General features: G+C 46.7%; 19 protein-coding genes. 8 read left to right on the forward strand and 11 right to left on the reverse strand.

All coding sequences use genetic code 11. The annotated features are described in order from the left end of the window. Positions 1–59 precede the first annotated feature (59 nt). The 3 genes from OW491_RS14790 (at position 60) to OW491_RS14800 (ending at position 2,829) form a co-directional block, all read left to right on the forward strand. Complete coding sequence (locus tag OW491_RS14790) at positions 60–350, forward strand: hypothetical protein (RefSeq protein ID WP_075171472.1); 291 nt, start codon at positions 60–62, stop codon at positions 348–350. A gap of 509 nt (positions 351–859) precedes the next feature. After that, positions 860–1,414, forward strand: a complete 555-nt coding sequence (locus OW491_RS14795) for a hypothetical protein (RefSeq protein WP_290036690.1) — start codon at positions 860–862, stop codon at positions 1,412–1,414. Positions 1,415–1,482: 68 nt separating this feature from the next. Beyond that, complete coding sequence (locus tag OW491_RS14800; protein ID WP_290036691.1) at positions 1,483–2,829, forward strand: O-antigen ligase family protein; 1,347 nt, start codon at positions 1,483–1,485, stop codon at positions 2,827–2,829. Positions 2,830–2,906: 77 nt separating this feature from the next. Here the strand turns inward: OW491_RS14800 and OW491_RS14805 are convergent, their stop codons facing one another. The 7 genes from OW491_RS14805 to pdhR all read right to left on the reverse strand — a co-directional run bounded on the left by OW491_RS14805 (position 2,907) and on the right by pdhR (position 13,342). Beyond that, positions 2,907–3,497, reverse strand: coding sequence for a PEP-CTERM sorting domain-containing protein (locus OW491_RS14805; protein WP_290036692.1), 591 nt, complete (start codon positions 3,495–3,497; stop codon positions 2,907–2,909). Between the two features lie 169 nt (positions 3,498–3,666). After that, positions 3,667–4,851 (reverse strand): DUF1501 domain-containing protein, encoded by a 1,185-nt coding sequence (locus OW491_RS14810; RefSeq protein WP_290036694.1) that lies wholly within the window; start codon positions 4,849–4,851, stop codon positions 3,667–3,669. A 15-nt stretch (positions 4,852–4,866) separates the two neighbouring features. Next, positions 4,867–6,258, reverse strand: a complete 1,392-nt coding sequence (locus OW491_RS14815) for a DUF1800 domain-containing protein (RefSeq protein ID WP_290036695.1) — start codon at positions 6,256–6,258, stop codon at positions 4,867–4,869. Positions 6,259–6,389: 131 nt separating this feature from the next. Then, complete coding sequence (locus tag OW491_RS14820; protein WP_178968269.1) at positions 6,390–7,394, reverse strand: NAD-dependent epimerase; 1,005 nt, start codon at positions 7,392–7,394, stop codon at positions 6,390–6,392. A gap of 199 nt (positions 7,395–7,593) precedes the next feature. Next, the gene (gene aceF, locus OW491_RS14825; protein ID WP_290036696.1) at positions 7,594–9,567 is read right to left on the reverse strand and encodes a pyruvate dehydrogenase complex dihydrolipoyllysine-residue acetyltransferase; all 1,974 of its coding nucleotides are present in this window, start codon (positions 9,565–9,567) and stop codon (positions 7,594–7,596) included. 53 nt (positions 9,568–9,620) lie between these two features. Then, complete coding sequence (gene aceE, locus OW491_RS14830) at positions 9,621–12,281, reverse strand: pyruvate dehydrogenase (acetyl-transferring), homodimeric type (protein ID WP_249263562.1); 2,661 nt, start codon at positions 12,279–12,281, stop codon at positions 9,621–9,623. A 299-nt stretch (positions 12,282–12,580) separates the two neighbouring features. After that, complete coding sequence (gene pdhR, locus OW491_RS14835) at positions 12,581–13,342, reverse strand: pyruvate dehydrogenase complex transcriptional repressor PdhR (protein ID WP_075171465.1); 762 nt, start codon at positions 13,340–13,342, stop codon at positions 12,581–12,583. Positions 13,343–13,724: 382 nt separating this feature from the next. On the opposite strand from pdhR, the gene OW491_RS14840 reads away from it, so the two are divergent. The 5 genes from OW491_RS14840 (at position 13,725) to OW491_RS14860 (ending at position 19,730) form a co-directional block, all read left to right on the forward strand. After that, positions 13,725–14,789, forward strand: a complete 1,065-nt coding sequence (locus tag OW491_RS14840) for a TRAP transporter substrate-binding protein (RefSeq protein WP_075171464.1) — start codon at positions 13,725–13,727, stop codon at positions 14,787–14,789. Between the two features lie 126 nt (positions 14,790–14,915). Beyond that, the gene (locus OW491_RS14845) at positions 14,916–15,470 is read left to right on the forward strand and encodes a TRAP transporter small permease subunit (protein ID WP_075178727.1); all 555 of its coding nucleotides are present in this window, start codon (positions 14,916–14,918) and stop codon (positions 15,468–15,470) included. Continuing rightward, positions 15,460–16,845 (forward strand): TRAP transporter large permease subunit, encoded by a 1,386-nt coding sequence (locus tag OW491_RS14850; RefSeq protein ID WP_075171462.1) that lies wholly within the window; start codon positions 15,460–15,462, stop codon positions 16,843–16,845. The genes OW491_RS14845 and OW491_RS14850 overlap by 11 nt, the downstream gene beginning before the upstream one ends. A gap of 104 nt (positions 16,846–16,949) precedes the next feature. Beyond that, positions 16,950–18,680: a D-lactate dehydrogenase gene (gene dld / locus OW491_RS14855; protein ID WP_290036700.1), complete on the forward strand. Its 1,731-nt coding sequence runs from the start codon at positions 16,950–16,952 to the stop codon at positions 18,678–18,680. Positions 18,681–18,836: 156 nt separating this feature from the next. Beyond that, positions 18,837–19,730, forward strand: coding sequence for an AEC family transporter (locus OW491_RS14860; protein ID WP_290036701.1), 894 nt, complete (start codon positions 18,837–18,839; stop codon positions 19,728–19,730). Positions 19,731–19,811: 81 nt separating this feature from the next. On the opposite strand, the gene pyrF is transcribed toward OW491_RS14860, so the two are convergent. The 4 genes from pyrF to OW491_RS14880 are packed head-to-tail and all read right to left on the reverse strand — an operon-like array spanning position 19,812 to position 22,412. Beyond that, entirely contained in the window at positions 19,812–20,522 is a 711-nt protein-coding gene (gene pyrF, locus OW491_RS14865) for an orotidine-5'-phosphate decarboxylase (RefSeq protein ID WP_075171459.1), read from the reverse strand. Positions 20,523–20,582: 60 nt separating this feature from the next. Further along, entirely contained in the window at positions 20,583–21,770 is a 1,188-nt protein-coding gene (lapB, locus tag OW491_RS14870) for a lipopolysaccharide assembly protein LapB (RefSeq protein WP_290036702.1), read from the reverse strand. A gap of 1 nt (position 21,771) precedes the next feature. Next, a complete protein-coding gene (locus OW491_RS14875) occupies positions 21,772–22,077 on the reverse strand; it encodes a LapA family protein (RefSeq protein ID WP_290036703.1) in 306 nt (101 codons plus the stop codon). 41 nt (positions 22,078–22,118) lie between these two features. Beyond that, complete coding sequence (locus tag OW491_RS14880) at positions 22,119–22,412, reverse strand: integration host factor subunit beta (RefSeq protein ID WP_075171456.1); 294 nt, start codon at positions 22,410–22,412, stop codon at positions 22,119–22,121. Between the last annotated feature and the right edge of the window lie 106 nt (positions 22,413–22,518).

Genomic DNA, 22,518 nt, shown 5'->3' on the forward strand with positions numbered 1-22,518 from the left:
CAATGGGTTGATAGCATGGTTAGTGCTTGAATAATCAAGCTAAGCAAGGAGCATGCCTTATGCAAAAATACATTGCAGGTGTAGTTCTGGGGGTAGCCTTACCCGCAGTCTCTGCACACGCTGGCTTTGTAGATACCTTAATGTCGGGCAAGTCATTGACGACTATAGCGTTTCCTGCCAGTGCCGTAAGCACAACAACGATACTACCTTCTTACATCCGTAATCAGGGTATCGCTAATAGCTTTACAGGTAGCTTACAATTTAGCCCTACGCTTTCCCTTTCGTTTAAACTCCCTCCACTTGGTAGCAGTAGTGGTGGCGGTGGCGGCGGAAGTGCTAGCCCTAGCTAAGTTACAGCCTGTATTGTGACCTAAACAAAGGCACGTTAACGGTGCCTTTTTTAGGCGCCAGATAACGACATGTCTCCTAAAAAAGACGCTATTCCTTTTACGCATCAAAACTATTATTTAACTGAACATACGAAATAAACCTGCACCGCAAACCTTATGTTATTGTGCAACGCAGCGCGCTATATAAACGCACCACCAGCCATAACGCACCAAATTAGCCCATTAATTATACATTACTTCACCAATTGGTGTATTATTTTGCCCAAAAACACACTCCAGAGTTACTGATTAGCTACAGATCTGTGTACGTGTGTTGTTTACTATTTTTTTAGCACGCACTTAACCCCTACTTTTTACGTATTAACTTTATTAATTACAGTAAGATAGGGTTGCATCGGGCATTAAAACATACACACTTCATACAAGTGTTTACTTTTTAGACTGTTGCCTAATAAATACACTGTTGCTAAACTTAGACACATTATTATATTGCTTGCAAGGAGCACTCTATGCGCCACGTGATGTTAGGTGTACTGGTAGGTTTAGCCTTACCGATTTATTCTGCACAGGCTGCCGTTTCGGATGATATTTCCGCGGGTATGCCAATGGATCAAGTTGTTGCTAATGCACTAGCAACTAATGCGTCTATGTCTGATGTGTTAGCTCAGGTGTCTGCAGCCGACCCATCACTGGTTGCCAGCGCTGTTGCCGCCGCTGTTGCTGCCAACCCTAGCGCCGCTGCTGATATTGTAAGCGCTGCTATGGATGCTAACCCCGATGCAGCAGAAAGCATTGTTGATGCCGCTATGCAAGCCGCGCCTGAACAAGCCGGTGCTATTATTTCAGCGGCCGTTGCTAAAGGTGCAAACCCGGATGCCATGACAGCTGTTGCCCTTGCCAACCCAAACGTTGACCCAACAGCGGTCACCGAAGCTACCGCAGCGGGTAACCCGCAAGGCCCGGCATCATCATCTGCACCTGGTTCTACGGGCATCCCTTCTTCCCTGCCTGCTTTTGGTTCAAGCAGTGGCGGTGGCGGTGGCGGTTCTGCTAGCGCAAGCTAATCGTATTCATGTATATTCTAAAGGCATCCTTGGGGTGCCTTTTTTATGGCTGCTAAAAGATGAATTACATGGAAAGTTCTCCGTACTTTAAAACTTCTGCACCTGCATCTGCCGACCAGCCGCTTTTTTGGGGCTTTTTAGCATTATTAGTGTGGGCTCCAATGCCACTTGGTAGCAACCGCGTATGGTCTATTTCGATACTCACAGCCAGTGCCTTAGCATTGTTATTAGGCTGGCTTTGGCTGTATACCCGTAACCGAGTGCAACTTACCCCAACAAGCAAACGCGCTTGGCCTATTATTGCTTTATTAGTAACCGCTAATGGTTGGCTGGGTGTGCAGTTAAGCCCGATAGGCTTTACCTTATCGGCTGCCGATACCGCACAAGAGTTTTTACAAGGCTGGGGGCTTATTGCTCTGTTTGTACTAGCTTTGGTGCTCTTATCTAGCCAGCAGCGAATACGTTGGACTATCTATGTGGTGGTTGCTAGCGGTGTTTTCCAAGCCATTTATGGCAGTTTAATGACGTTAAGCGGCACAGAGTTCACCTTTCTAATCCCCAAAGATGCTTACAAGGGCGTAGCCACCGGCACCTTTATTAACCGTAACCATTTAGCAGGGTACTTGGTGATTTGCTTATCTTTGGGGATAGGCATGATGATCGCTTCTTTAAAAAGCACGCCTTCTGGCACCTGGCGCAACCGCTTACGCCGTTGGATGACTGCGTTATTGGGTGCTAAAGCACGCTTGAGGATTGCCTTAGTTATTATGGTGATCGGTTTAGTACTTACCCATTCCCGCATGGGTAACTCCTCGTTTTTTATCGCTATGATGTTCACCGGTGTGGTAGCACTCATTTTAGGCCGCAAAGCGAGCCGTTCCACTATCATTTTATTGGCTAGCTTATTAGTCATTGATATTTTTATTGTGGGCACTTTTTTTGGCGTCGAAAAAGTTGTAGACCGATTAGAAAACACCTCCTCCCACCGTGAAACTCGTGATGAAGTGGACCAATACAGTATTAGCTTATTGAATAATCACCTACTGGATGGCTCCGGCGCTGGTACATTTTATACCAGCTTCCCTGAATACCGCGGACATGATATCCGCATTTTTTACGACCACGCACACAACGATTACATAGAGTTTTTATCCGAGCGCGGTGTCATAGGGATGATCCCACTCTTGCTGGTGATATTAGCGACTTATATCGCGGCTTTTTGGGCGCAATGGAAACGGCGCAACCCATTAATGCGGGGGTTATCGTTTGGTTGCATTATGTCAATGACAGCTATGGCCTTACATGCCACGGTTGATTTCAACCTCCAGATTCCAGCTAATGCAGCCACTTTTATGCTGGTACTGGCGCTGGGGTGGATCTCGCTGTTTCATAAAAAAGAGAAAGGCGACACATAGCGACAAATAGCAAAATCCGGTTAAAAAGAGCAAAAAAAAGTGCCAAAAATGGCACTTTATTTGGGGCAGTCTAAAACTTACGCTTTACGCTGCTTAACCCGATAGCCACCCACGGCTAACAAACCCAAAGACATTAACAACAAAGAAGAAGGCTCTGGTACATCAAATGCAGCTACATTTGATAAGTTACCTTCTGTGTAAGTTGCTACCGTCCACATACCACTTTCGAGCGGGCCGTAAGTATCAGTTACATAGGTATCTGTCCAAACGGTAAACGCTTCTTGGCCACTTGCTTGCCAACTAAGAATGTCTGTCCACGCAATCTCGATGAGGTTGTTGTCAACAATCGTTCCTAGTGGGTCATACCAAACGGCATGCCATGAGAAGGTATCTGCAGAACCGTAAGCTTCGTCCGCTACCGAATCGATCGCTGTTAGATCAAACATTTCGGCAACACGGATAGCATCTGTGCTGTTGAATAGTGTTTGAGCTGAAACAGTCGAACCAGCTTGGAACGGAGTTGGCCACCCGTCAGCGTCACCAATATAACTAACAACTGGCGCGGTTACCGCGGGGTTTTGTGTCACGTTGATAATGTCTGCCGAGGCAGTGCTTGCCAGACCTACCAACATGGTTGATAGCAATGCGCGCGTTGCTGTGCGATTCATATAGAACCTCCATGTAGTCAGTGTAGTTTGCCAAAACTCGTACCTACTGCTCCATCTGATACGCTGAGGCAAACACCTTGAATATATCGCTTTCTGATGACAGTTTCGAGCGTAAAGCGTTTTTTTATTTCGTTTGTTGACTGATATTTAGCGAAATAACGGTATTTTTTTAACTTAATAGTGGTATTTGCTTATAGCGTTGATAATGTGAACTTAGGGGTAAGCCTAACCACTGCTCGGTAACAGAAGCATACAAGGCACGAAAATCTTGGTGGTATTGTAAGTCTTTATCCACCAAATCTGTCACCGAAGGCACTACCGATTTAATGCCACCGGCGACTTTACCACCTACCATAAAATGCGTGGCGGCCGTGCCGTGATCAGTACCCTGGCTTCCATTTTCGCCCACACGGCGGCCAAATTCTGAATAGGTCATCACAAGCGTTTGCTCCCAATGGCCAGACTCCGTTAACGAGTCACGCAATTGCGCTATACCTTGAGCCAGTGATTTTAGTAACTTTTGGTGCTGCGTTTTTTGGTTCAAATGCGTATCAAAGCCGCTTAAGGCTAATTTAATAACAGGCGCACCATAACCGGCTTGTATAATCGCGGCGGCCTCTTGCACGTCTACCAAAAAGCGATCGGCATTGGACTTTTTACCTTTGTCTTTGCTGGCTTCTTTTTTCGCGCTTTCAAACCCCATACGTAACACTTCGCCACCCCGGCGGGCATCTTTATGTACATTCAGTAAATGCCGCAAAGTAGGGTTTGCGGTACTGGCTAGTATTTTATCTAACTGTTTAGACTCACGTATAAAACTGGCTTGGTTACGCATGACCAAGGTTTTAAGCCCTTCCCCCATCAGCGGTGCAGGGTTACGACCAATCACAATCCCATGAGCGGCTAGGTGCTCGTCTAGCATTACTTGTTTAAGTGATTCTGACAGCCAGCCATCACTCAGGTATTCATCACTGTTAGAGGCCGTATCCCATATCTCGATAGAACGAAAGTGCGAACGGTTAGGCTCTGGGTAGCCAACCCCCGGAATAATCGCCAGCTCGCCAGCTGCCCATAAGTTTTCGAGCGGGGACATTACCCCATTTAACGCGAGTTCTGGTGATAAAATGATATGCTGATCTTTTGGTATCGCTAAGCTTGGCCTGGCTGCATAATAGCCCTCTTGATTATGCGGAATACACATGTTGAGGCTATCATTACCGCCGTGCAACTCGATTAAAATAAGATACCGCGGTTTATCCGAATTAGTTGCCCATGCGGGCATAGCCAATGGCATCGACAAGCCAGCCACCGATAAACCCGCTGATAGTTTTAGCATTTGTCGGCGTGTAATCATGAGGTGCTCCCTGCATTATTTAAGTTGATAAACGGGGTCGTTTAGTAAGTTGCGTAACGTACGTATCGGCCGGTTTCCCTCAACATCGGTGACGGGTTCCATAGCGAGTAGCCAGTCTTTTTGATAGTTAAACTGCTCACTTTGCGCCCACGTGTTAGCCGCCTCGTATAACATTCCCTCGTCTTGTTGCTTGCTGTTCATTTCTTTTGCGCGCATAAACCGGTTAATTGCGTTTTGTCGCTTTAGTAAACTGGCGGTGTCAATCCATTCGGTAGAGGCTATTGGCCAGCCTTTAACGTTAGGCGGTGTCAACAAATCTTGACCTAACTGCCTAGCTTGATTCACCATAATCTTGTACGGGGCAGTGTCAGTACCCACCTGGCGATACAAGCCCACCACCATCTCAACGGGGGATTTAACTAGCACAGCTCGGTTTTCTTTAGCCCAAAACGCATCGTCCATTAGTAGCTGCTTCAGGAGCCTGCGAATATCGTACTGGTGGTTTTTAAACGCTGTTGCCAGCTCGGCTACGCGCTCTTGATTTGGCGTTGGCGAGATAAACTGCTGCCACAGCTTAGTGGTGATGAGCTGAGCCGTTTCTGGGCGCTGCAATAGCAAATCGAGTACTTGCGGCATAGTAAAACCGCCACTCTCCCCTAAAATAGTTTTACGACCATTATCATGCTGTTTTGCCTTGAGACGAAAAGATCGACTTAGATTGTCAGTGCTCCAACCAGTTAACGCACGCGCCGTTTCTTTAATGTCTTTTTCGGTATAATTCCCTTCCCCTAAGGTATATAGCTCTAACAACTCCCTTGCCAAATTCTCGTTAGGTTTGCCTTTTTTATTTTGGCTGTTATCCAAGTAATTCAGCATAGCTGGATCTTGCATCACCAACCGTAACATCAAATCAAAGCGACCTAACGATTGATTACGCAGCAACTCATGTTGCTGAAACAGCAATATCGGATCACCTACCTTTTGACCTGATGTAGTAAAATGGTTATGCCAAAACAAGAGCATTTGCTCTTGCAGCGGGGCTTGCGTGGTGATCATACGCTCCATCCACCATTGTTTTAACCTTTGGCGCTGCTGGGCTTTATGTTTGTTCAAATCCCTTTTTTCTTCTTGCGATAGCTCTGTATATTGTGGCACCTGCTCAGGATTAACAACAAACTCTGGTGGCTCGACGGGGTTTGGCTCAACCCGCGTCATCACGTAATCGACGGCTTCTTCTCGCGATAGCGGCAGTAGCGCATTCATTAAATCGGGGGAGGCAGCAAAGCTGGTGCGTAGAGCTAGGTGCTTGGCATCATCAACGGATAAAGCCCAGCCTACTGGTGTAAAAAAAGTACAAACACTCAGCACCAGTGTTGACAATAACCGGCTAACTGATTGATTTTTCATTAAAGCGAGCATAACGGTATCCAATCCCTGAACATTATTTATACAAACAACTGCTAACTTAGGGGACAGGAAAACAAGATAGTTCCGAAATTTTATACATTGGCGCAGGCGGGTTTACTCAAGCCCAAAACCTAACGGTAATAACGTTTAAACCATGCGGCAAACCGCTCTACCCCCGTGGCAACGTCTACTTGTGGGGCGTAGCCAATCACATCAAACAGGTTGTTGGTATTAGCCCAGGTTGCTTGGACATCACCGGGTTGCATATCCATGTAGATTTTTTCTGTGGTGCCACCCATGGATTTTTCGATGCATTCTATAAAGGTCAGTAGGTTAACAGGCTTACCGCAACCAATGTTGTACACACGGTACGGTGCTGAGCTTTCGTTGCTTTTACCGGCTTCGACACTCCAGCCTTCTACTGGCGCTGGCTGCTTGGGAATGAGCCTAACCACGCCCTCTACGATGTCATCTATGTAGGTGAAATCGCGGCTCATGTTTCCGTGGTTGAACACTTTGAGGGGCTGCTGATTTTTTATGGCGGTGGCGAATAAAATTGGCGACATATCAGGACGCCCCCACGGGCCATAAACGGTGAAAAACCTAAGGCCGGTTGTAGGCAAACCGTATAAATGTGAATAGGTATGAGAGAGCAGCTCGTTCGCTTTTTTGGTGGCTGCATACAATGAAACAGGATGATCAACTGAGTCGGCTTCGTTGAACGGCATCTGTTTATTTAGGCCATATACCGAGCTTGATGAGGCGTAGATTAAGTGTTCTACCTTGTTATGGCGGCAACCTTCTAAGATGTTTACATGCCCAATCAAATTTGAATCTACATAGGCATGCGGGTTTTCGATGGAGTAACGCACGCCCGCTTGTGCCGCCAAATGGACTACATGGGTAAATTGCTCTCGCTCAAATAACGCGGCTACTCCTTCCCTGTCGGACACATCCAGCTGGATAAATTGATGAGACGCAAAAGGCTCAAGCTGTTTTAGCCTTTCGTGTTTGAGGTTAACGTCGTAATAATCGTTTATGTTGTCGATACTCACAACGTTTACACCATCTTCTAGCAACCTTTTAGCAACGTGAAACCCTATAAACCCTGCTGATCCCGTTACTAAAACTTTCATGCGTGACGCTTCCTAATAGATCTGTATGTTGGCTCACATTCTAGGGATTTTTGCAGGTTAAATCTTCCCTTTATACGATAAACAACCATTAACCCATCACTTAGCTACACCTAGTACCACGCAGTACCATGCAGCACCCACAAAAAAGGGCCTCATAAAGAGGCCCAATTGGGTATAGCCTTCTAATCCCGAGGGATTATTACAGTGTTAAGCGACGGATATCACTTAACAGGCTGTTGATGTAGGTTAAGAAGCGACCTGCATCACCACCGTTAATGGCACGGTGATCGTACGATAAGCACAATGGCAGCATAGTGCGTGGCTCAAACTCTTTACCATTCCAACGCGGCTTGATGTCGGCTTTGGAGATACCCAAAATACCCACTTCTGGCGCGTTTACGATTGGCGTAAAGCCTGTTCCGCCAATGCCACCTAAGCTAGAGATGGTAAAGCAGGCGCCTTGCATCTCGTTTGGCTTGAGCTTGCGGTCTTTCGCTTTACCTGCCAGTTCTACCGCTTCGAGTGATAGCTCGTAGATTGATTTTTTATCCGCATCTTTGATGACAGGAACCATCAATCCGTTTGGCGTATCTACCGCCAAGCCAATGTTGATGTACTTCTTGTAAACGATGTGTTCACCATCGGCATGCAGTGAAGCATTAAATTTAGGATTAGCTGCCAGCGCTTTAGCTACGGCTTTAATCATAAACGGTAATGGTGTGAGCTTAACGCCAGATTTGAGCGCTTCCTCTTTCATTTGCTTACGGAAGATTTCCAGCTCAGTGATGTCGGCTTCGTCAAACTGAGTTACGTGCGGAATATTCAACCAGCAACGAGCCATGTTATCGCGGGTTACTTTCGCGATTTTGCTCATTTTTTCCATTTCAACTTCACCAAACTTGCTGAAGTCGACGGCTGGAATAGCTGGGATACCTGAGCCTGCCGTTACGGCCGCTGCTGGCTTGTTTTTAAGCTGCTGTAGGGCCGATTTAACGTAGGCTTGTACGTCTTCTTTAACGATACGCCCTTTACGGCCTGTACCGGTTACTGAGGACAGATCTACACCAAATTCACGCGCTAAGGCACGTACTGCTGGGCCTGCATGAGCGGCACGGTTTTTCTTCTCTAGCTCTACGCCTGATAAATTGCTCGTTGCAGCTGGTGCTGTCGGAGCCGCCGCTTTAGCTGGCTCTGGCTTAGGTGCAGGTGCGCTAGCCGCTGGAGCACTCGGTGCGGCAGCAGGTGCAGCCGTTGGAGCAGGAGCAGCACCAGCCACTTCCAAGACGACGATTACATCGCCTTCGTTGACCGTTGCGCCTTCGCTGATCTTAACATCAATGACTTTACCGCCTTTAGGGGCAGGTACTTCCATGGATGCTTTGTCGGTTTCGAGTGCGATAAGGCTGTCGCCTTCTTCGATCACGTCGCCTACTTTTACCATCACTTCGATAACGTCTACATCAGTAGCGCCACTTAAGTCTGGAACTAGTACGTCTTCTTTACCGCCTGCTTGAGCCGGTGCTGGTGCCGGTGCAGCCGCAGGAGCCGCCGCTTCTTGTGCAGGGGCCGCTGCCTGCTCAGGAGCGGCGCTTTCAGCAGCCGACCCGCCTACTTCCAATACGATAAGTAGGTCACCTTCATTACAGGTGCTGCCTTCGGCGATCTTAACTTCAAGCACTTTACCGCCTTTAGGCGCTGGTACTTCCATCGACGCTTTGTCGGTTTCAAGTGCGATAAGGCTGTCGCCTTCTTCGATCACATCACCCGCTTTAACCATGACTTCGATAACGTCTACATCGGTAGCGCCACTCAGATCAGGTACGAGTACGTTTTCTTGAGTTGTGGCCGTTGCAGCCGCTTGTGGTGCCGGTGCGGCAGCCGGAGCAGGTGCGACTTCTGCTGGCGCTTCTTGCGCTGGCTCTGCCGCTTCGCTAGCGCCTGTTTCCAGCGTTAAGATAACGTCGCCTTCGTTACAGGTATCGCCTTCTTTAATCATCACTTCGACGACGGTACCGGCTTGTTCAGCAGGTACTTCCATCGATGCTTTGTCGGTTTCTAGCGCCATTAGGCTGTCGCCTTCTGCTACTGTATCGCCAGCTTTGACTAGCACTTCAATAACATCAACATCTTCTGCGCCGCTTAGATCCGGAACTGTAATTGTGATTGTGCTCACGTTGTTGTCCTCTATTCGTTAATACTAAAAAGTCAGTTCATCCAAGGGACGGTTTACACCGTCCAAGGCGCCGGTTTTTCCGGGTTGATGTTGAACTTCTTCATAGCTTTAGCGACGACTGATCCTTCGATCTTACCTTCTTCTTGTAGTGCTTTAAGCGCGGCTACTGTTACGTAGTAGCGATCTACTTCGAAGAATGAACGCAACTTAGTACGTGTATCAGAACGACCGAAGCCATCTGTACCCAATACTTTGTAAGTTTTAGGAATGTAAGCACGTAGCTGGTCTGCAAAGATACGCATGTAATCAGTTGAGGCAATCACAGGACCGGCACGGTCTTTTAAGCACTCAGTTACATACGCCACTTGTGGCTCGGCTTCTGGGTTGAGCATGTTATTACGCTCAACTGCCATGGCATCACGACGCAGTTCGTTAAGTGATGTTGTGCTCCATACGTCGGATTCAACACCAAACTCTTCGCGCAGGATAACTGCCGCTTCACGCACTTCGCGTAAAATAGTACCGCAGCCCATCAGCTGTACTTTAAGATCGGCATCTTTGCCTTCTTCTAGTAAGTACATACCTTTGATGATGCCTTCTTCAGAACCGGCAGGCATATCTGGGTGCTGGTAGTTTTCGTTCATGGTGGTGATGTAGTAGAAGCGGTTTTCACCTTCTTGGTACATGCGACGCAGGCCATCTTGAACAATAACGCTTAGCTCGAATCCGTATGTTGGATCGTACGATACGCAGTTAGGGATCATTTGCGCCATTAAGTGGCTGTGGCCATCTTGGTGCTGCAAACCTTCACCGTTCAACGTGGTACGTCCAGACGTTGCACCAATCAAGAAGCCACGTGCTTGCATATCGCCCGCAGCCCAGATCAAGTCCATTACACGTTGGAAACCAAACATGGAGTAGAAGATGTAGAACGGCACCATAGTGCAGTTGTTGTTGGTGTACGACGTTGCACAGGCAATCCATGCAGACATAGAGCCGGCTTCGTTGATCCCTTCTTCTAGGATCTGGCCTGTTTTAGACTCTTTGTAGAACATGATCTGATCGCGGTCATGTGGCGTGTAACGCTGACCAACCGATGAGTAGATACCCAACTGACGGAACATACCTTCCATACCAAAGGTACGAGCTTCGTCAGGCACGATAGGTACAACACGGTTGCCCATGTTTTTGTCTTTAACCAAGGTGCTAAGGAAGCGGTTAAGCGACATTTGCGTTGATAGCTCACGCTCGCCACTGCCTTTTAGGTTGTTAGCAAAAGTATCCAGTGTTGGAATTTCGAGTTTTTCGAACTCTGTACGACGCGTTGGGTAGAAGCCACCTAGCTTTTTACGACGCTCGAACATGTACTTCATCTCTGGTGAATCTGGAGATGGACGGTAGTACGGTACTTCTTTTAGCTGCTCGTCATCCAGTGGGATGTTAAAACGATCGCGGAAGTCTTTAAGGTCATCAATGGCAACCTTCTTCATGGAGTGCGTATCGTTTTTCGCCTGGCCTGATGCACCTGTGCCGTAACCTTTAACGGTTTGCGCTAGGATTACTGTCGGCTGACCTTTGTGGTTCATTGCAGACTCGTACGCCGCGTATACCTTGTATGGGTCATGGCCACCACGGTTGAGGTTCATGATGTCATCGTCTGACATATCCTTAACCATTTCGAGCAATTCTGGGTATTTACCAAAGAAGTGCTCACGCGTGTAAGCGCCGCCGTTAGCTTTATAGTTTTGCAGTTCGCCGTCACAGACTTCGTCCATGCGCTTTTGCAGCAGACCTTTGTCGTCTTTTTCGAACAATGGATCCCAGTGGCGACCCCACAAGCATTTAATAACGTTCCAACCTGCACCACGGAACACGCCTTCGAGTTCCTGAACGATTTTGCCGTTACCACGTACAGGGCCGTCTAGTCGTTGTAGGTTACAGTTGATAACAAATACGAGGTTTTCTAACTGCTCGCGGCCTGCTAATGCGATAGCGCCTAGTGACTCTGGCTCATCACACTCACCATCACCCAGGAACGCCCATACTTTACGGTCGCCACGGTTGATTAGGTCACGCGCTGATAAGTAGCGCATTACGTGTGCTTGGTAGATCGCTTGGATTGGACCTAAGCCCATAGATACCGTTGGGAACTGCCAGAAATCCGGCATTAACCATGGGTGTGGATAAGAAGACAGACCTTTGCCGTCAACTTCACGGCGGAAGTTATCGAGCTGATCTTCTGTTAAACGGCCTTCTAAGTAGGCACGTGCATAAATACCTGGTGAGATGTGACCTTGGAAAAATACCATGTCGGCATCTTGGTCACCTTCGTTACCACGGAAGAAGTGGTTAAAACCAATATCATATAACGTCGCTGACGACGAGAAGCTGGCGATGTGGCCGCCTAAGCCTTCTTTGTTATCGTTAGCACGCATAACCATTGCCATCGCGTTCCAGCGAATAAACGAACGGATACGGCGCTCTACAAATAGATCGCCCGGCATGCGCGCTTCGTCTTTTGGTGCAATGGTGTTGCGGTATGGTGTGGTTATCGAACCCGTATTACCCATACCGATGTCGGATGCTTTGCGACCTAATTGTTGTAATAAAAACTTAGCTCGATCGTTGCCTTCATTTTTGGCGACAGATTCGAGTGCGTCGATCCACTCTTGCGTTTCTACTGGGTCGATATCATCAATAATATGATCTTGCACGTTGCCTCTCCACTAATGCCTTGTAAGCATCATCCCTAGGTTAGATTTTTATACCCTGACTTTTGGTCTTGCGAGGAATTTTCACCGTTTTTGGCTGCTTGGCGCAGCTCTCGGATATTCCTTCTATTCATTTTGTAGTAATACTACAAAAGTTTATAATTTTGGTCTAGATAATCGCAGCATTTTGCTGGATTTACGTTGCTTTATGTACATATTGTAGTTTTTATACATAATTTTTTGATGTGTTAGTCAAAAAAAGCCTATTGGCTTTTACCACACCCACTTTTACTGCAATCGCTTTAGATTGTTTGATTTGTCCTCCTTAATGATCGCTCTAGTCGCGTATTTTCCCTTCCTTGTTCTAACAATGCCTCTTCAACATACGCTAAATGATCATGTGCAGCGTTGCGCGCTTGCTCTGGCTCGCCCGCTAAGACCGCATTTAGTAGCTTGGTATGTTGATGATGAATTTTGTCGCGGTAACCCGGCTTTGGATAAATATTTTGTAGGTTATCGTTTATATGCTGGCGCAATAGGCTAAACATAGCGCGCATCATGTGTAGTAACACCATGTTGTGTGTGGCCGCTGCAATAGCGAGATGAAAATCAACATCAGCGGAGACCTCTTTATCAAAGGCTTTAATATCATGGAAACTTTGAAGCTCGTCGTACTTGGCTTGGATGGCCTCTTTGTCCGCTTGCGTACTACGCAGCGCCGCATAGTAAGCCGTGACCCCTTCAAGTGCGTGTCGGAACTCTAACAAGTCGTATTGCGCTTCGGGGTGCGTGCGAAATAAATCCAGCAATGGATCAGTGAAAGACCCGCCTAAATCTTCGGACACATAAGTACCGCCGCCTTGGCGACTATTGAGCAAGCCTTTGGCCGCTAGCTTTTGCACCGCTTCACGAAGTGAGGGCCTTGAGACATCAAACTTTTTAGCCAATTCCCGTTCCGGCTGCAATTTTTGGCCCGGTTGTAAGGTCCCTTCTAAGATCATCTCTTCCATACGTTGAGCTATGACATCGGAAATCTTGGGTTGTTTCACCCGCTGGTAAGTCATCTGGTGTTCTATCTCTTACATCTACTGCTGGGGATAACATTAGGCGCTTTTTATTATGTTCGACTCAGTAACAGCCTGAATCTTCGCCTACACATTCTTTCAGTGTAACCGCATCATCTGTGCATTTGGTATGACCAATTGACAGAAAATACCTTATACAAAGGTCTAAGGCTAGTCACTTTCTTTAGCCTTTGTTCAATTTCTACGCTTAACTTAGACACTAATCAATTAAGTTTTTGAAAAAACATTGACCCCCTTGCTCAAAAAAAATACAGTACTGGCTTAGCGATCTGGTAAATTGGTCTTACCAATTAATCAGTTTCGATTAGATCGAGCCCCACTCAGGGCTAATTACAACAACAAAAACATTTGAGGATAAGAGATGAAACTCTCGAAGACCGTGATCTCATCAGCCATTCTTACGGCCACTTTTGCTGCCACTTCTTTACCGGCTGCTGCTGCAGATAAAATCTTACTGAAAACCCCGATTGCATTTGGCTCGCACTTGCCAGCGTTGGGCACCCCTATTGCATGGGTAGCCGATCAGCTTAAGCTGGTTTCTGACGGTGCTATCAAAATGAAAATTTACGAGCCAGGTAAATTAGTTAGCCCTCCTGAAATCTTAGATGCCGTATCTTCAGGCAAAGTCAATTCTGGTTATGCCACGGCCGGTTACTGGCAAGGTAAGATGCCAGCAGCTGCTTTATTCTCGGCTGTACCTTTTGGCCCCGAAGCGGGCGAGTATATGGCGTGGTTGTACTACGGTAACGGCATGAAGCTGTATCAAAAAATGTACGACAATGCTGGTTACAATGTACATGTTATTCCTTGTGCAATTATTTCCCCTGAAACATCCGGCTGGTTCAAAAAACCAATCGATAAGCCAGAAGATCTACAAGGCTTGAACATGCGCTTCTTCGGTTTGGGTGCATCTGTCATGGAAAAACTGGGCGTATCCACTTCTCAGATCCCTGGCGGCGAGATCTTTGGTGCGTTAGAAAAAGGGGCTATCGATGCCTCTGAGTTCTCTCAACCAGCTATCGATAAGAGCTTGGGCTTCCACAAAATTGTTAAGTACAACTACTTCCCTGGCTGGCACCAACAAGCCACTATCTTTGAGTTGTTAATCAACAAAGAAGCATGGGGCAAGATGTCTGAAGGCCAGCAAGCTACCGTTGAAAACACTTGTAAAGCGTCTATCACTAACTCTATTGCTGAAGGTGAAGCGATGCAGTTCCCAGTGATGCGTGATGCGGCTAAAAATGGCGTTGAGATCCGTTACTGGAACGACACCATGCTAAGCACCTTTGAAGACAAGTGGAACGAAGTTGTTTCTGAAAAGACAGCGGCTGATCCGTTCTTTAAAGAAGTATGGGACGATTTAAGCACCTTCCGTGAAGGTTACGATCTATGGGAAGCCAACGCTTTCTTACCACGCAGTAAGTAATCCCGGCGTGTTTAGCAGGCGATACCTAAACGGTGTCGCCTGTTTTATCTTTTACCGAATTAGCGCGACTTATAACAATAAATAGAGACGCTAAGACAACGACAATTGACTTCAAGGGTGCCCTTTGTGACCAGCAACGATGCTCTTCCCTCTGTGCCGTTGGCAGACGCCATCGATCGATGTATACAACGACTTTGTACCACCGTTGCGTGGACTTATGTACTCTTGGTACTCGTTATTATTACGCAGGTTGTGCTGCGTAAAGGCTTTTCGAGTGGCTTAATTATTTTAGAAGAACTCCAATGGCATTTGTATGCCACGGGTGTGATGTTTGGCCTAGCGTATTCGCAGACCACTAACTCCCATATTCGTGTCGATTTGCTGTACGGGCAGTTTTCGCAAAAGACACGCTATGTGGTCGAGATCCTTGGCATTTTGATCTTAGTCATGCCTTTTTTAATCATTATGTTTATGCACAGCTTGGACTTTGTTTACGACTCTTATCGAATTAACGAAAGCTCCTCCTCGCCTTCTGGCTTACCTTTTCGCTGGATTATTAAGGGTGTTATTCCCATTACCTTAGGTTTATTAGCGTTAGCGATGGTGTCGCGTTTGTACCGTGACACCATGCTGTTGTGTGGTAAAGGTGTTGTAGTAGAGGAGAACCACCATGGAAGCTAATGAAATCATGGTTATTGCGATGTTCTTATCGTTCATCGTGCTGTTGTTTACTGGCTTCCCTGTTGCCTGGGTTTTGGCAGGTGTCGGTATTATTTTTGCCTTTATTGGCCAGTTTGCTGACAGCTATTTAGACACCATGACCGGGCTTGATTACACCACATTGGGGTTAGTCGTTAACCGGTTGTGGAAAATTATGGACAACTGGATTTTGGTTGCCCTGCCCATGTTTATTTTTATGGGTAATATGCTCGATAAGTCGGGGGTTGCTGAAAAGCTAATGCATTCCATGCAGGAGCTATTTGGCCATGTCCGCGGTGGTTTAGCGGTTACGGTTACAGCAATTGGTATCATTTTGGCCGCTTCTACCGGCATTATAGGCGCATCTGTTGTGCTACTGGCGGTAATGTCTTTACCGTCCATGACTAAACAAGGCTACTCGATGCCTTTAGCCTTGGGCACGATTGCCTCGGCAGGTACGTTGGGCATTTTGATCCCACCTAGCATTATGCTGGTTATTATGGCTGATCAGCTGGGCCTCTCGGTTGGCGATCTCTTTATGGGTGCGGTGATACCCGGCTTGATGCTGGGGGCGATGTATATCCTCTATATCTTAATTTACGGTTGGTTAAAGCCGTCGGCGGCTCCGGTGCCTTCGGATGCTAAGCCGGTTAGTTTCAAAATTGTCCTTAATGCACTTAAAGCCGTGTTCCCTACGCTGCTACTGATTTTTGTGGTGCTGGGATCTATTTTTGCGGGCTTTGCTACGCCTACGGAAGCCTCGGGTGTCGGCGCATTAGGGGCGACCTTGCTCGCTATTTACAACCGCAAGTTTAGCTTACGTGTGTTAAACGATGTGGTTAAAGGGACGATGAACACCACTTCATACATCTTCGCTATCTTTATTGGTGCGACCTGCTTTGCTTTAGTGCTACGTGAGCTAGGCGGTGATGAGTTGATCGAGTCCTTTTTAACCGGATTACCGTTTGGCCCTTACGGCATTATCTTCTTTATTTTAGGTGTGATTTTCTTATTGGGCTTCTTCCTCGATTGGATCGAAATCACCTTGATCATTCTGCCGTTGTTAGCCCCGGTTATTTCAGCTTTAGGCTTGGATATTGATGGATACGGTATTGTCGATAATCCTGAGTTGGTGTGGTTTGTCATGCTGGTCGCTATGGCCTTGCAAACATCCTTCTTAACGCCGCCGGTTGGGTTTGCGCTCTTTTACCTCAAAGGCGTTTGCCCACCTAACGTAAAACTAACCGATATTTATAAAGGCGTTATTCCCTTTATCATTTTGCAATTACTTGCACTTTTGTTGCTGGTCTTCATGCCGCAACTGGTACTTTGGCTACCAGCCGTTGCTTACGGCTAAGCGTGGCCCGCAATACCTGCTAAATAAGGCGTATATGCCTTGTTTAGCAGGCTTGGTTATTTAGCTATGTGTTTATTATTCGTGTCCATAAGAGCAACCTGAACATGTCTACTTCTGCTTTGATTCAGCAACTGATTTCTCTCGTCGGCGAGCACCAGGTGCTCACTAATGAGCGCCAAACCGAGCATTACCGCACGGGCTTCCGCTCGGGCCAAGGCTCGGCTATTGCGGTGGTTTTCCCCACGACCCTGCTGGAACAATGGCAGGTGCTCAATGCCTGCATTAAAGCTAACACCATTGTTATTATGCAGGCGGCTAATACAGGCTTAACCGAAGGTTCTACGCCAAGCGGTGATGATTATGATCGTGAAATTGTCGTAATTAACACTACCCGCATGAATAAAATCTATCTGCTAGACGGCGGCAAACAAATTGTAAGTTTTCCGGGTTCAACCCTGTTCACTCTCGAAAAGATGCTCAAGCCGCTTAAGCGCGCGCCGCATTCGGTGATTGGATCGTCTTGTATTGGCGCTTCTATTATTGGAGGTGTAGCCAATAACTCTGGCGGAGCCTTGGTTAAACGCGGCCCGGCTTACACCGAGCTTTCTTTGTTTGCACAACTGAATCAAAACGGCGAATTAGAGCTGGTTAACCACTTGGGTATCAATTTAGGCTCAACCCCTGAAGAGGTCCTGACGAATCTAGAAAACCACTCTTTTACTGAAAGCGATATTGATTATGGCTCTCAGAAAGCCTCGGCTAATGACTACGCAGAAATACTGCGTGATGTGGATGCCGACACCCCTGCCCGTTACAACGCCGACACCCACCGCTTGTACGAGTCTAGTGGCTGTGCCGGTAAACTGGCGGTTTTTGCCGTGCGCTTAGATACCTTCCCCGTGGCAGAACGTGAACAAGTATTTTACATCGGCACTAATGATCCCCATCAACTAACGGAATTACGCCGCCACATATTGACTCACTTTACTCATCTGCCCGAAGTCGCTGAGTACATGCACCGTGATGTATATGACATTGCAGAAAAGTACGGTAAAGATGTCTTTTTAATGATCAATTACTTAGGCACTGATCCATTACCTAAGTTGTTTGCTATTAAAGGCCGCATAGCCGCTTATCTTAATAAAATTCGTTTTCTTCCGTCTGAAATTCCAGATCGAGTTATGCAGCTGGCAAGCCGTTTTTGGCCATCTATCTTGCCTAAGCGCATGAAAGAATACCGCAAACAGTATGACCATTATCTGATACTCAAAATGAGCGATGGTGGTATTGAAGAAGCCGAGCAATACCTCAATAGCTTTTTTAATGACCCGCGTGTGGGTGACTTTTTTAAGTGTGATGCGGACGAGGCAAAAAAAGCCTACTTGCATCGCTTTGCCGCTGCAGGCGCCGCTATTCGTTACCAGATTATCCACCAAAGCGAAGTAGAAGATATATTGGCGTTAGATATTGCGCTTAAACGTAACGATACGGAGTGGGTCGAAAAACTGCCGCAAGAGATCAGCCAGCACATTGAGCACTCGCTATATTACGGCCACTTTATGTGCCATGTTTTCCATCAGGATTACATCCTCAAAAAAGGGTCGGATGGGAAAAAGATTAAAGCAGCCATGCTCAAATTACTCAGTGAAAAAGGCGCCAAGTACCCAGCCGAACACAATGTGGGGCATTTGTACGAGGCAGAGCCTGGGTTAAAAGAGTTTTACCAAGTGCTAGACCCGACCAATACCTTTAACCCCGGAATTGGTAAAACTGCAAAGCAAGCGAACCGTTCAGCAAGCGCGGCTCATTCATCCGGATGTGGTTGCGGACATTGATGAGCTTGGGTAGGCGCCTGATCACAGATCGCCTACCCAAGCTTTTTGTACCATTGCATTGTTGTAAATTTGCAAAACTGTACAGGGGTTATTGACGGCGACGCTTACTAAAGCAACCATACACGTCCTCTACAACAGCATTCATTAAGGAAAGCAATGGACCATTCAACACTGGCGTTATTGGAACGTATTTTCGCCACCGTTTTCCCCTTAGTTGCGATTGTCACTGTTGGTTTTTTATACGCTCGTAAAAAACATACAGACATGTCCGCAGCCAATGCGCTCAACATTGATGTTTTTGTTCCGGCCTTATTGTTTTCTGTGTTATCTGCTAAATCATTCGACCTAATGCGCTTTCAAGAGCTAGCAATTGGCGGAATTATCGTTGTCATTGGCTCAGGGCTCATTATTTGGCCCGCTTGTAAGCTGCTAAAGGTCAACCCGAAAACCTTCATCCCGCCTATCATGTTTAACAATAGCGGTAACTTAGGTCTACCGTTAGCGGTGCTGGCCTTCGGAGAAGAAGCACTCGCGGCTGCAGTGGTGTTGTTTTTGGTGGAAAACACTCTGCATTTTACGGTGGGGCTGTACATTTTGGATAAGAAGACCAACCCCTTCCAAGTGTTGCGTATGCCGATTATTTTGGCTTCTATTTTGGGCCTCACTTGGAGCGGCTTTCATCTTCCGTTACCCACGCCAATTGCGACCTTTATTGATATGCTGGGAAAAATATCGATCCCGCTTATGCTGTTTGCTTTAGGGGTACGTATGACGAGTGTGGATTTAACACACTGGAAACTTGGCGTATGGGGCGCTATTTTATGCCCGCTGAGTGGCCTGCTCATTGCGGTTCCACTGCAAAGCGTTTTACACCTTGAACCAATACAATTTGCTTACTTGCTGTTATTTGCAGCCCTGCCACCGGCTGTACTCAACTACATGCTTGCGGAGCGTTACCAGCAAGAGCCACATCAAGTAGCTTCTATTGTTTTACTCGGCAATATCAGCAGCTTGCTGTTTATTCCGGCTACCTTGTATTTCATTTTATAACTTGTAGCCCGCCGCTAACTATCAATAATCCAGACACAAAAAAGCGCCTTCAAAAGGCGCTTTTAGGTCGCGTTAAACGAGTTAGACTAAATCGGCTATCTCATCTTCAATCAATTGTAGCGCGGTAATTGGGTGCTCGTGTTGTGTAATAGGACGGCCAATCACCAAGTATGTACTGCCACTTTTTAGCGCATCAGCCGGTGTCATAATCCGGCGTTGATCACCGGCAGCTGCGAATGCTGGACGAATACCAGGCGTTACCAAGCTAAAGTTGTCTGAAATAATGCTACGCAATGGCTCTACTTCTTGCGCTGAGCATACAACCCCGTCTAAACCACATGACTCTGTGAGCGCAGCCAAGCGCTTAACATGCGTTAACGGCTCGATATCTAAACCAACTTCTTTAAGGTCGGACTGCTCCATACTGGTGAGTACTGTAACCGCAATAAGCTGAGTCGTATTATTAGCAACTTGCGCTAGCTCTTCTCGGGCTGCTTCCATCATGCGTCGCCCGCCTGAGGCATGAACATTCACCATCCATACTCCCAGCTCACCAGCTGCACGAACGGCTTTGGCGGTCGTATTCGGGATATCATGGAATTTTAGGTCTAAGAAAATCTCAAAACCTTTGTTTTGCAGCGCTTCAACAATAGCAGGGCCACCGCGGGTGAATAACTCTTTGCCTACCTTTAAGCGGCAACGCGCTGGATCTAGTTGGTCAGCCATAAACAGAGCTTGCTCGACGGTTGGGTAATCCAGTGCGACGATAATGCGTTTAGAATCGGTAATCACGTTGAGCCTCTCTGTACTTGTTTGTATAAAATGCGTTTGGGCTTTGTAGAATACGAACGGCTATTCGCCTTCAAGCCCTTGAATGGGACGAATACTGCTCCAGTTTTTACACGATGGGCAATGCCAAGCTAGCTGCTTAGCCGCATAACCACATTGGTAGCATTGATATTGAGGTTTAGATTCCTCAAGTGCACTGGTTAAGCTTTTTAACGTTTGTAAGCTTTCTTTAGCGCTCGCGCTGCCATATTCAAGATGCAGATCAATAAGGCGATTAAACCCCTTGATCGACGGGCGATGCTTTAGCTCTTGGGTTAAGAATAAACCAGCCGCTATTGCGCCCTGCTGCATAAACACCAGCTCTGTTAGCGCCAAGATGATGCTTGCCGACGGCGTATGACTTAAGCAGTCCCGCAGGTATTGTTCATAATCTGACAGTTTATTCAACGATTGATAGCAGCTTTTTAAATAAGGTAGTGCTTCTGACACAAAATAACGGTCTTGTGTTTCAATTTGACGAAGCCTGCTAATTGCCATTTTCCACTGTTGCTGGCTGCTAAAGATCTCGGCCATCATCAAACTAGCACGTACGCAGTTAGCATCATAGCTAAGCGCCGTTTTTAAATGAGCCATCGCCTGTTTTGTGTTGTTTTGCTGATAAGATTGCTCTGCCAACTCGCAAGCGTAATGCGCTGCGCTTTTCTTGATAAGTGCATTTTGGTCTTTGCCCAAACATTGCGTTGCTTGCAAAGCCGAATCCCACTCTTGCTCTTTTTCATACAACTTAATGAGCTTAGTTAACGCACGTATACGGGTGGCATCAGGAAGTGGCTCTTTTAACACATCAACCAGCAAGTGCTCACTGCGGTCTAGTAAACCTATTGAATCATAATCAAGTGCTAACGCCATTTGCACGCGTAATTGATCTTCTCGACTCAGGTCAGGACGAGCCAATAAGTTTTGGTGCATTTTAATGGCACGCTCTACATCGCCTTTTTTACGAAATAGCCGTGCTAGTGCTAAATGAGCGGGAAGAGTATCGCTATTAATTTCTAATGTGCGGATAAAGCTTTCGATTGCTTCGTTAGGTTGGTCACTGAGAAGGAAGTTAAGGCCTTGAAAGTAATCACGATTTAGGCCGGTCTCTTGTGACGCTGGCCTATATCGCTGTTTTTGCTTGCTCCATCGCCCTAAAAACCAACCAATAGCAATGGCTAGCATTAGCAGCAATATGAAGCGGTAATCCAACATGCTAGCCTGGGTCTTTAACCGTCGCTGTTCGAAGTACGGCTAATTCTTTATCGGCTGATTCTGATTTTTTACGCGCACGTTTAAGGCGTGCTTTAAGTGCAATAAGCGCCACACTGTTGAGTAAAAAACCAATAACACCACCAATGGCCATCGCTATAACAAGCCACATACCAATTGATAATTCAAATGTCTTAAAGAACACAAAGTCTAATGCTATTTTGTCTGTGTTATTGATAGCAAAGAGCACGCCAACAAACAGTATTAACAAACATAGCAAAAGCACTAAAATTTTAATGAGGAAACGCACGTGTTTCTTTCTCCGTCCTGTGTAGCGATATAAAGTACTGGTTAGTACTTATCGATACTGTCATTCACCTGTTCACGCAATTCCTTGCCAGGTTTGAAGTGAGGTACATATTTAGCCGATAGCGGAACCGAATCACCTGTTTTTGGGTTACGCCCCATTCTAGGTGCTCGGTAGTGCAGAGAAAAGCTACCAAAACCACGAATTTCGATACGGTCGCCATCTGATAGCGACTCAGTCATATGATCAAGCATTGTTTTAACTGCTAGCTCAACATCTTTAACAGACAGTTCGGGGTGTCGATCAATCAGATGTTCTATCAGCTCTGACTTTGTCATCGTACTCTCTCCATTTTTAAACTGAATATTTAATCGAGCGCTTCCAAGCTAGATTCAGAAGCACTAGCCCCGTTATTTACTTAACGGTGTTTAGTGCTTCTGTTGT

Source organism: Neptunomonas sp. CHC150 (assembly GCF_030397555.1).
Taxonomy (GTDB): domain Bacteria; phylum Pseudomonadota; class Gammaproteobacteria; order Pseudomonadales; family Balneatricaceae; genus Neptunomonas; species Neptunomonas phycophila.

Coding starts and splice junctions, on each gene's coding strand:
- OW491_RS14850 (WP_075171462.1), top strand. CDS start 15,460: ATGGAAGCTAATGAAATCATGGTTATTGCGATGTTCTTATCGTTCATC.
- OW491_RS14790 (WP_075171472.1), top strand. CDS start 60: ATGCAAAAATACATTGCAGGTGTAGTTCTGGGGGTAGCCTTACCCGCA.
- OW491_RS14805 (WP_290036692.1), bottom strand. CDS start 3,497: ATGAATCGCACAGCAACGCGCGCATTGCTATCAACCATGTTGGTAGGT.
- OW491_RS14860 (WP_290036701.1), top strand. CDS start 18,837: ATGGACCATTCAACACTGGCGTTATTGGAACGTATTTTCGCCACCGTT.
- OW491_RS14820 (WP_178968269.1), bottom strand. CDS start 7,394: ATGAAAGTTTTAGTAACGGGATCAGCAGGGTTTATAGGGTTTCACGTT.
- OW491_RS14810 (WP_290036694.1), bottom strand. CDS start 4,851: ATGATTACACGCCGACAAATGCTAAAACTATCAGCGGGTTTATCGGTG.
- lapB (WP_290036702.1), bottom strand. CDS start 21,770: ATGTTGGATTACCGCTTCATATTGCTGCTAATGCTAGCCATTGCTATT.
- OW491_RS14880 (WP_075171456.1), bottom strand. CDS start 22,412: ATGACAAAGTCAGAGCTGATAGAACATCTGATTGATCGACACCCCGAA.
- OW491_RS14815 (WP_290036695.1), bottom strand. CDS start 6,258: ATGAAAAATCAATCAGTTAGCCGGTTATTGTCAACACTGGTGCTGAGT.
- pdhR (WP_075171465.1), bottom strand. CDS start 13,342: ATGACTTACCAGCGGGTGAAACAACCCAAGATTTCCGATGTCATAGCT.
- OW491_RS14800 (WP_290036691.1), top strand. CDS start 1,483: ATGGAAAGTTCTCCGTACTTTAAAACTTCTGCACCTGCATCTGCCGAC.
- OW491_RS14840 (WP_075171464.1), top strand. CDS start 13,725: ATGAAACTCTCGAAGACCGTGATCTCATCAGCCATTCTTACGGCCACT.
- dld (WP_290036700.1), top strand. CDS start 16,950: ATGTCTACTTCTGCTTTGATTCAGCAACTGATTTCTCTCGTCGGCGAG.
- OW491_RS14795 (WP_290036690.1), top strand. CDS start 860: ATGCGCCACGTGATGTTAGGTGTACTGGTAGGTTTAGCCTTACCGATT.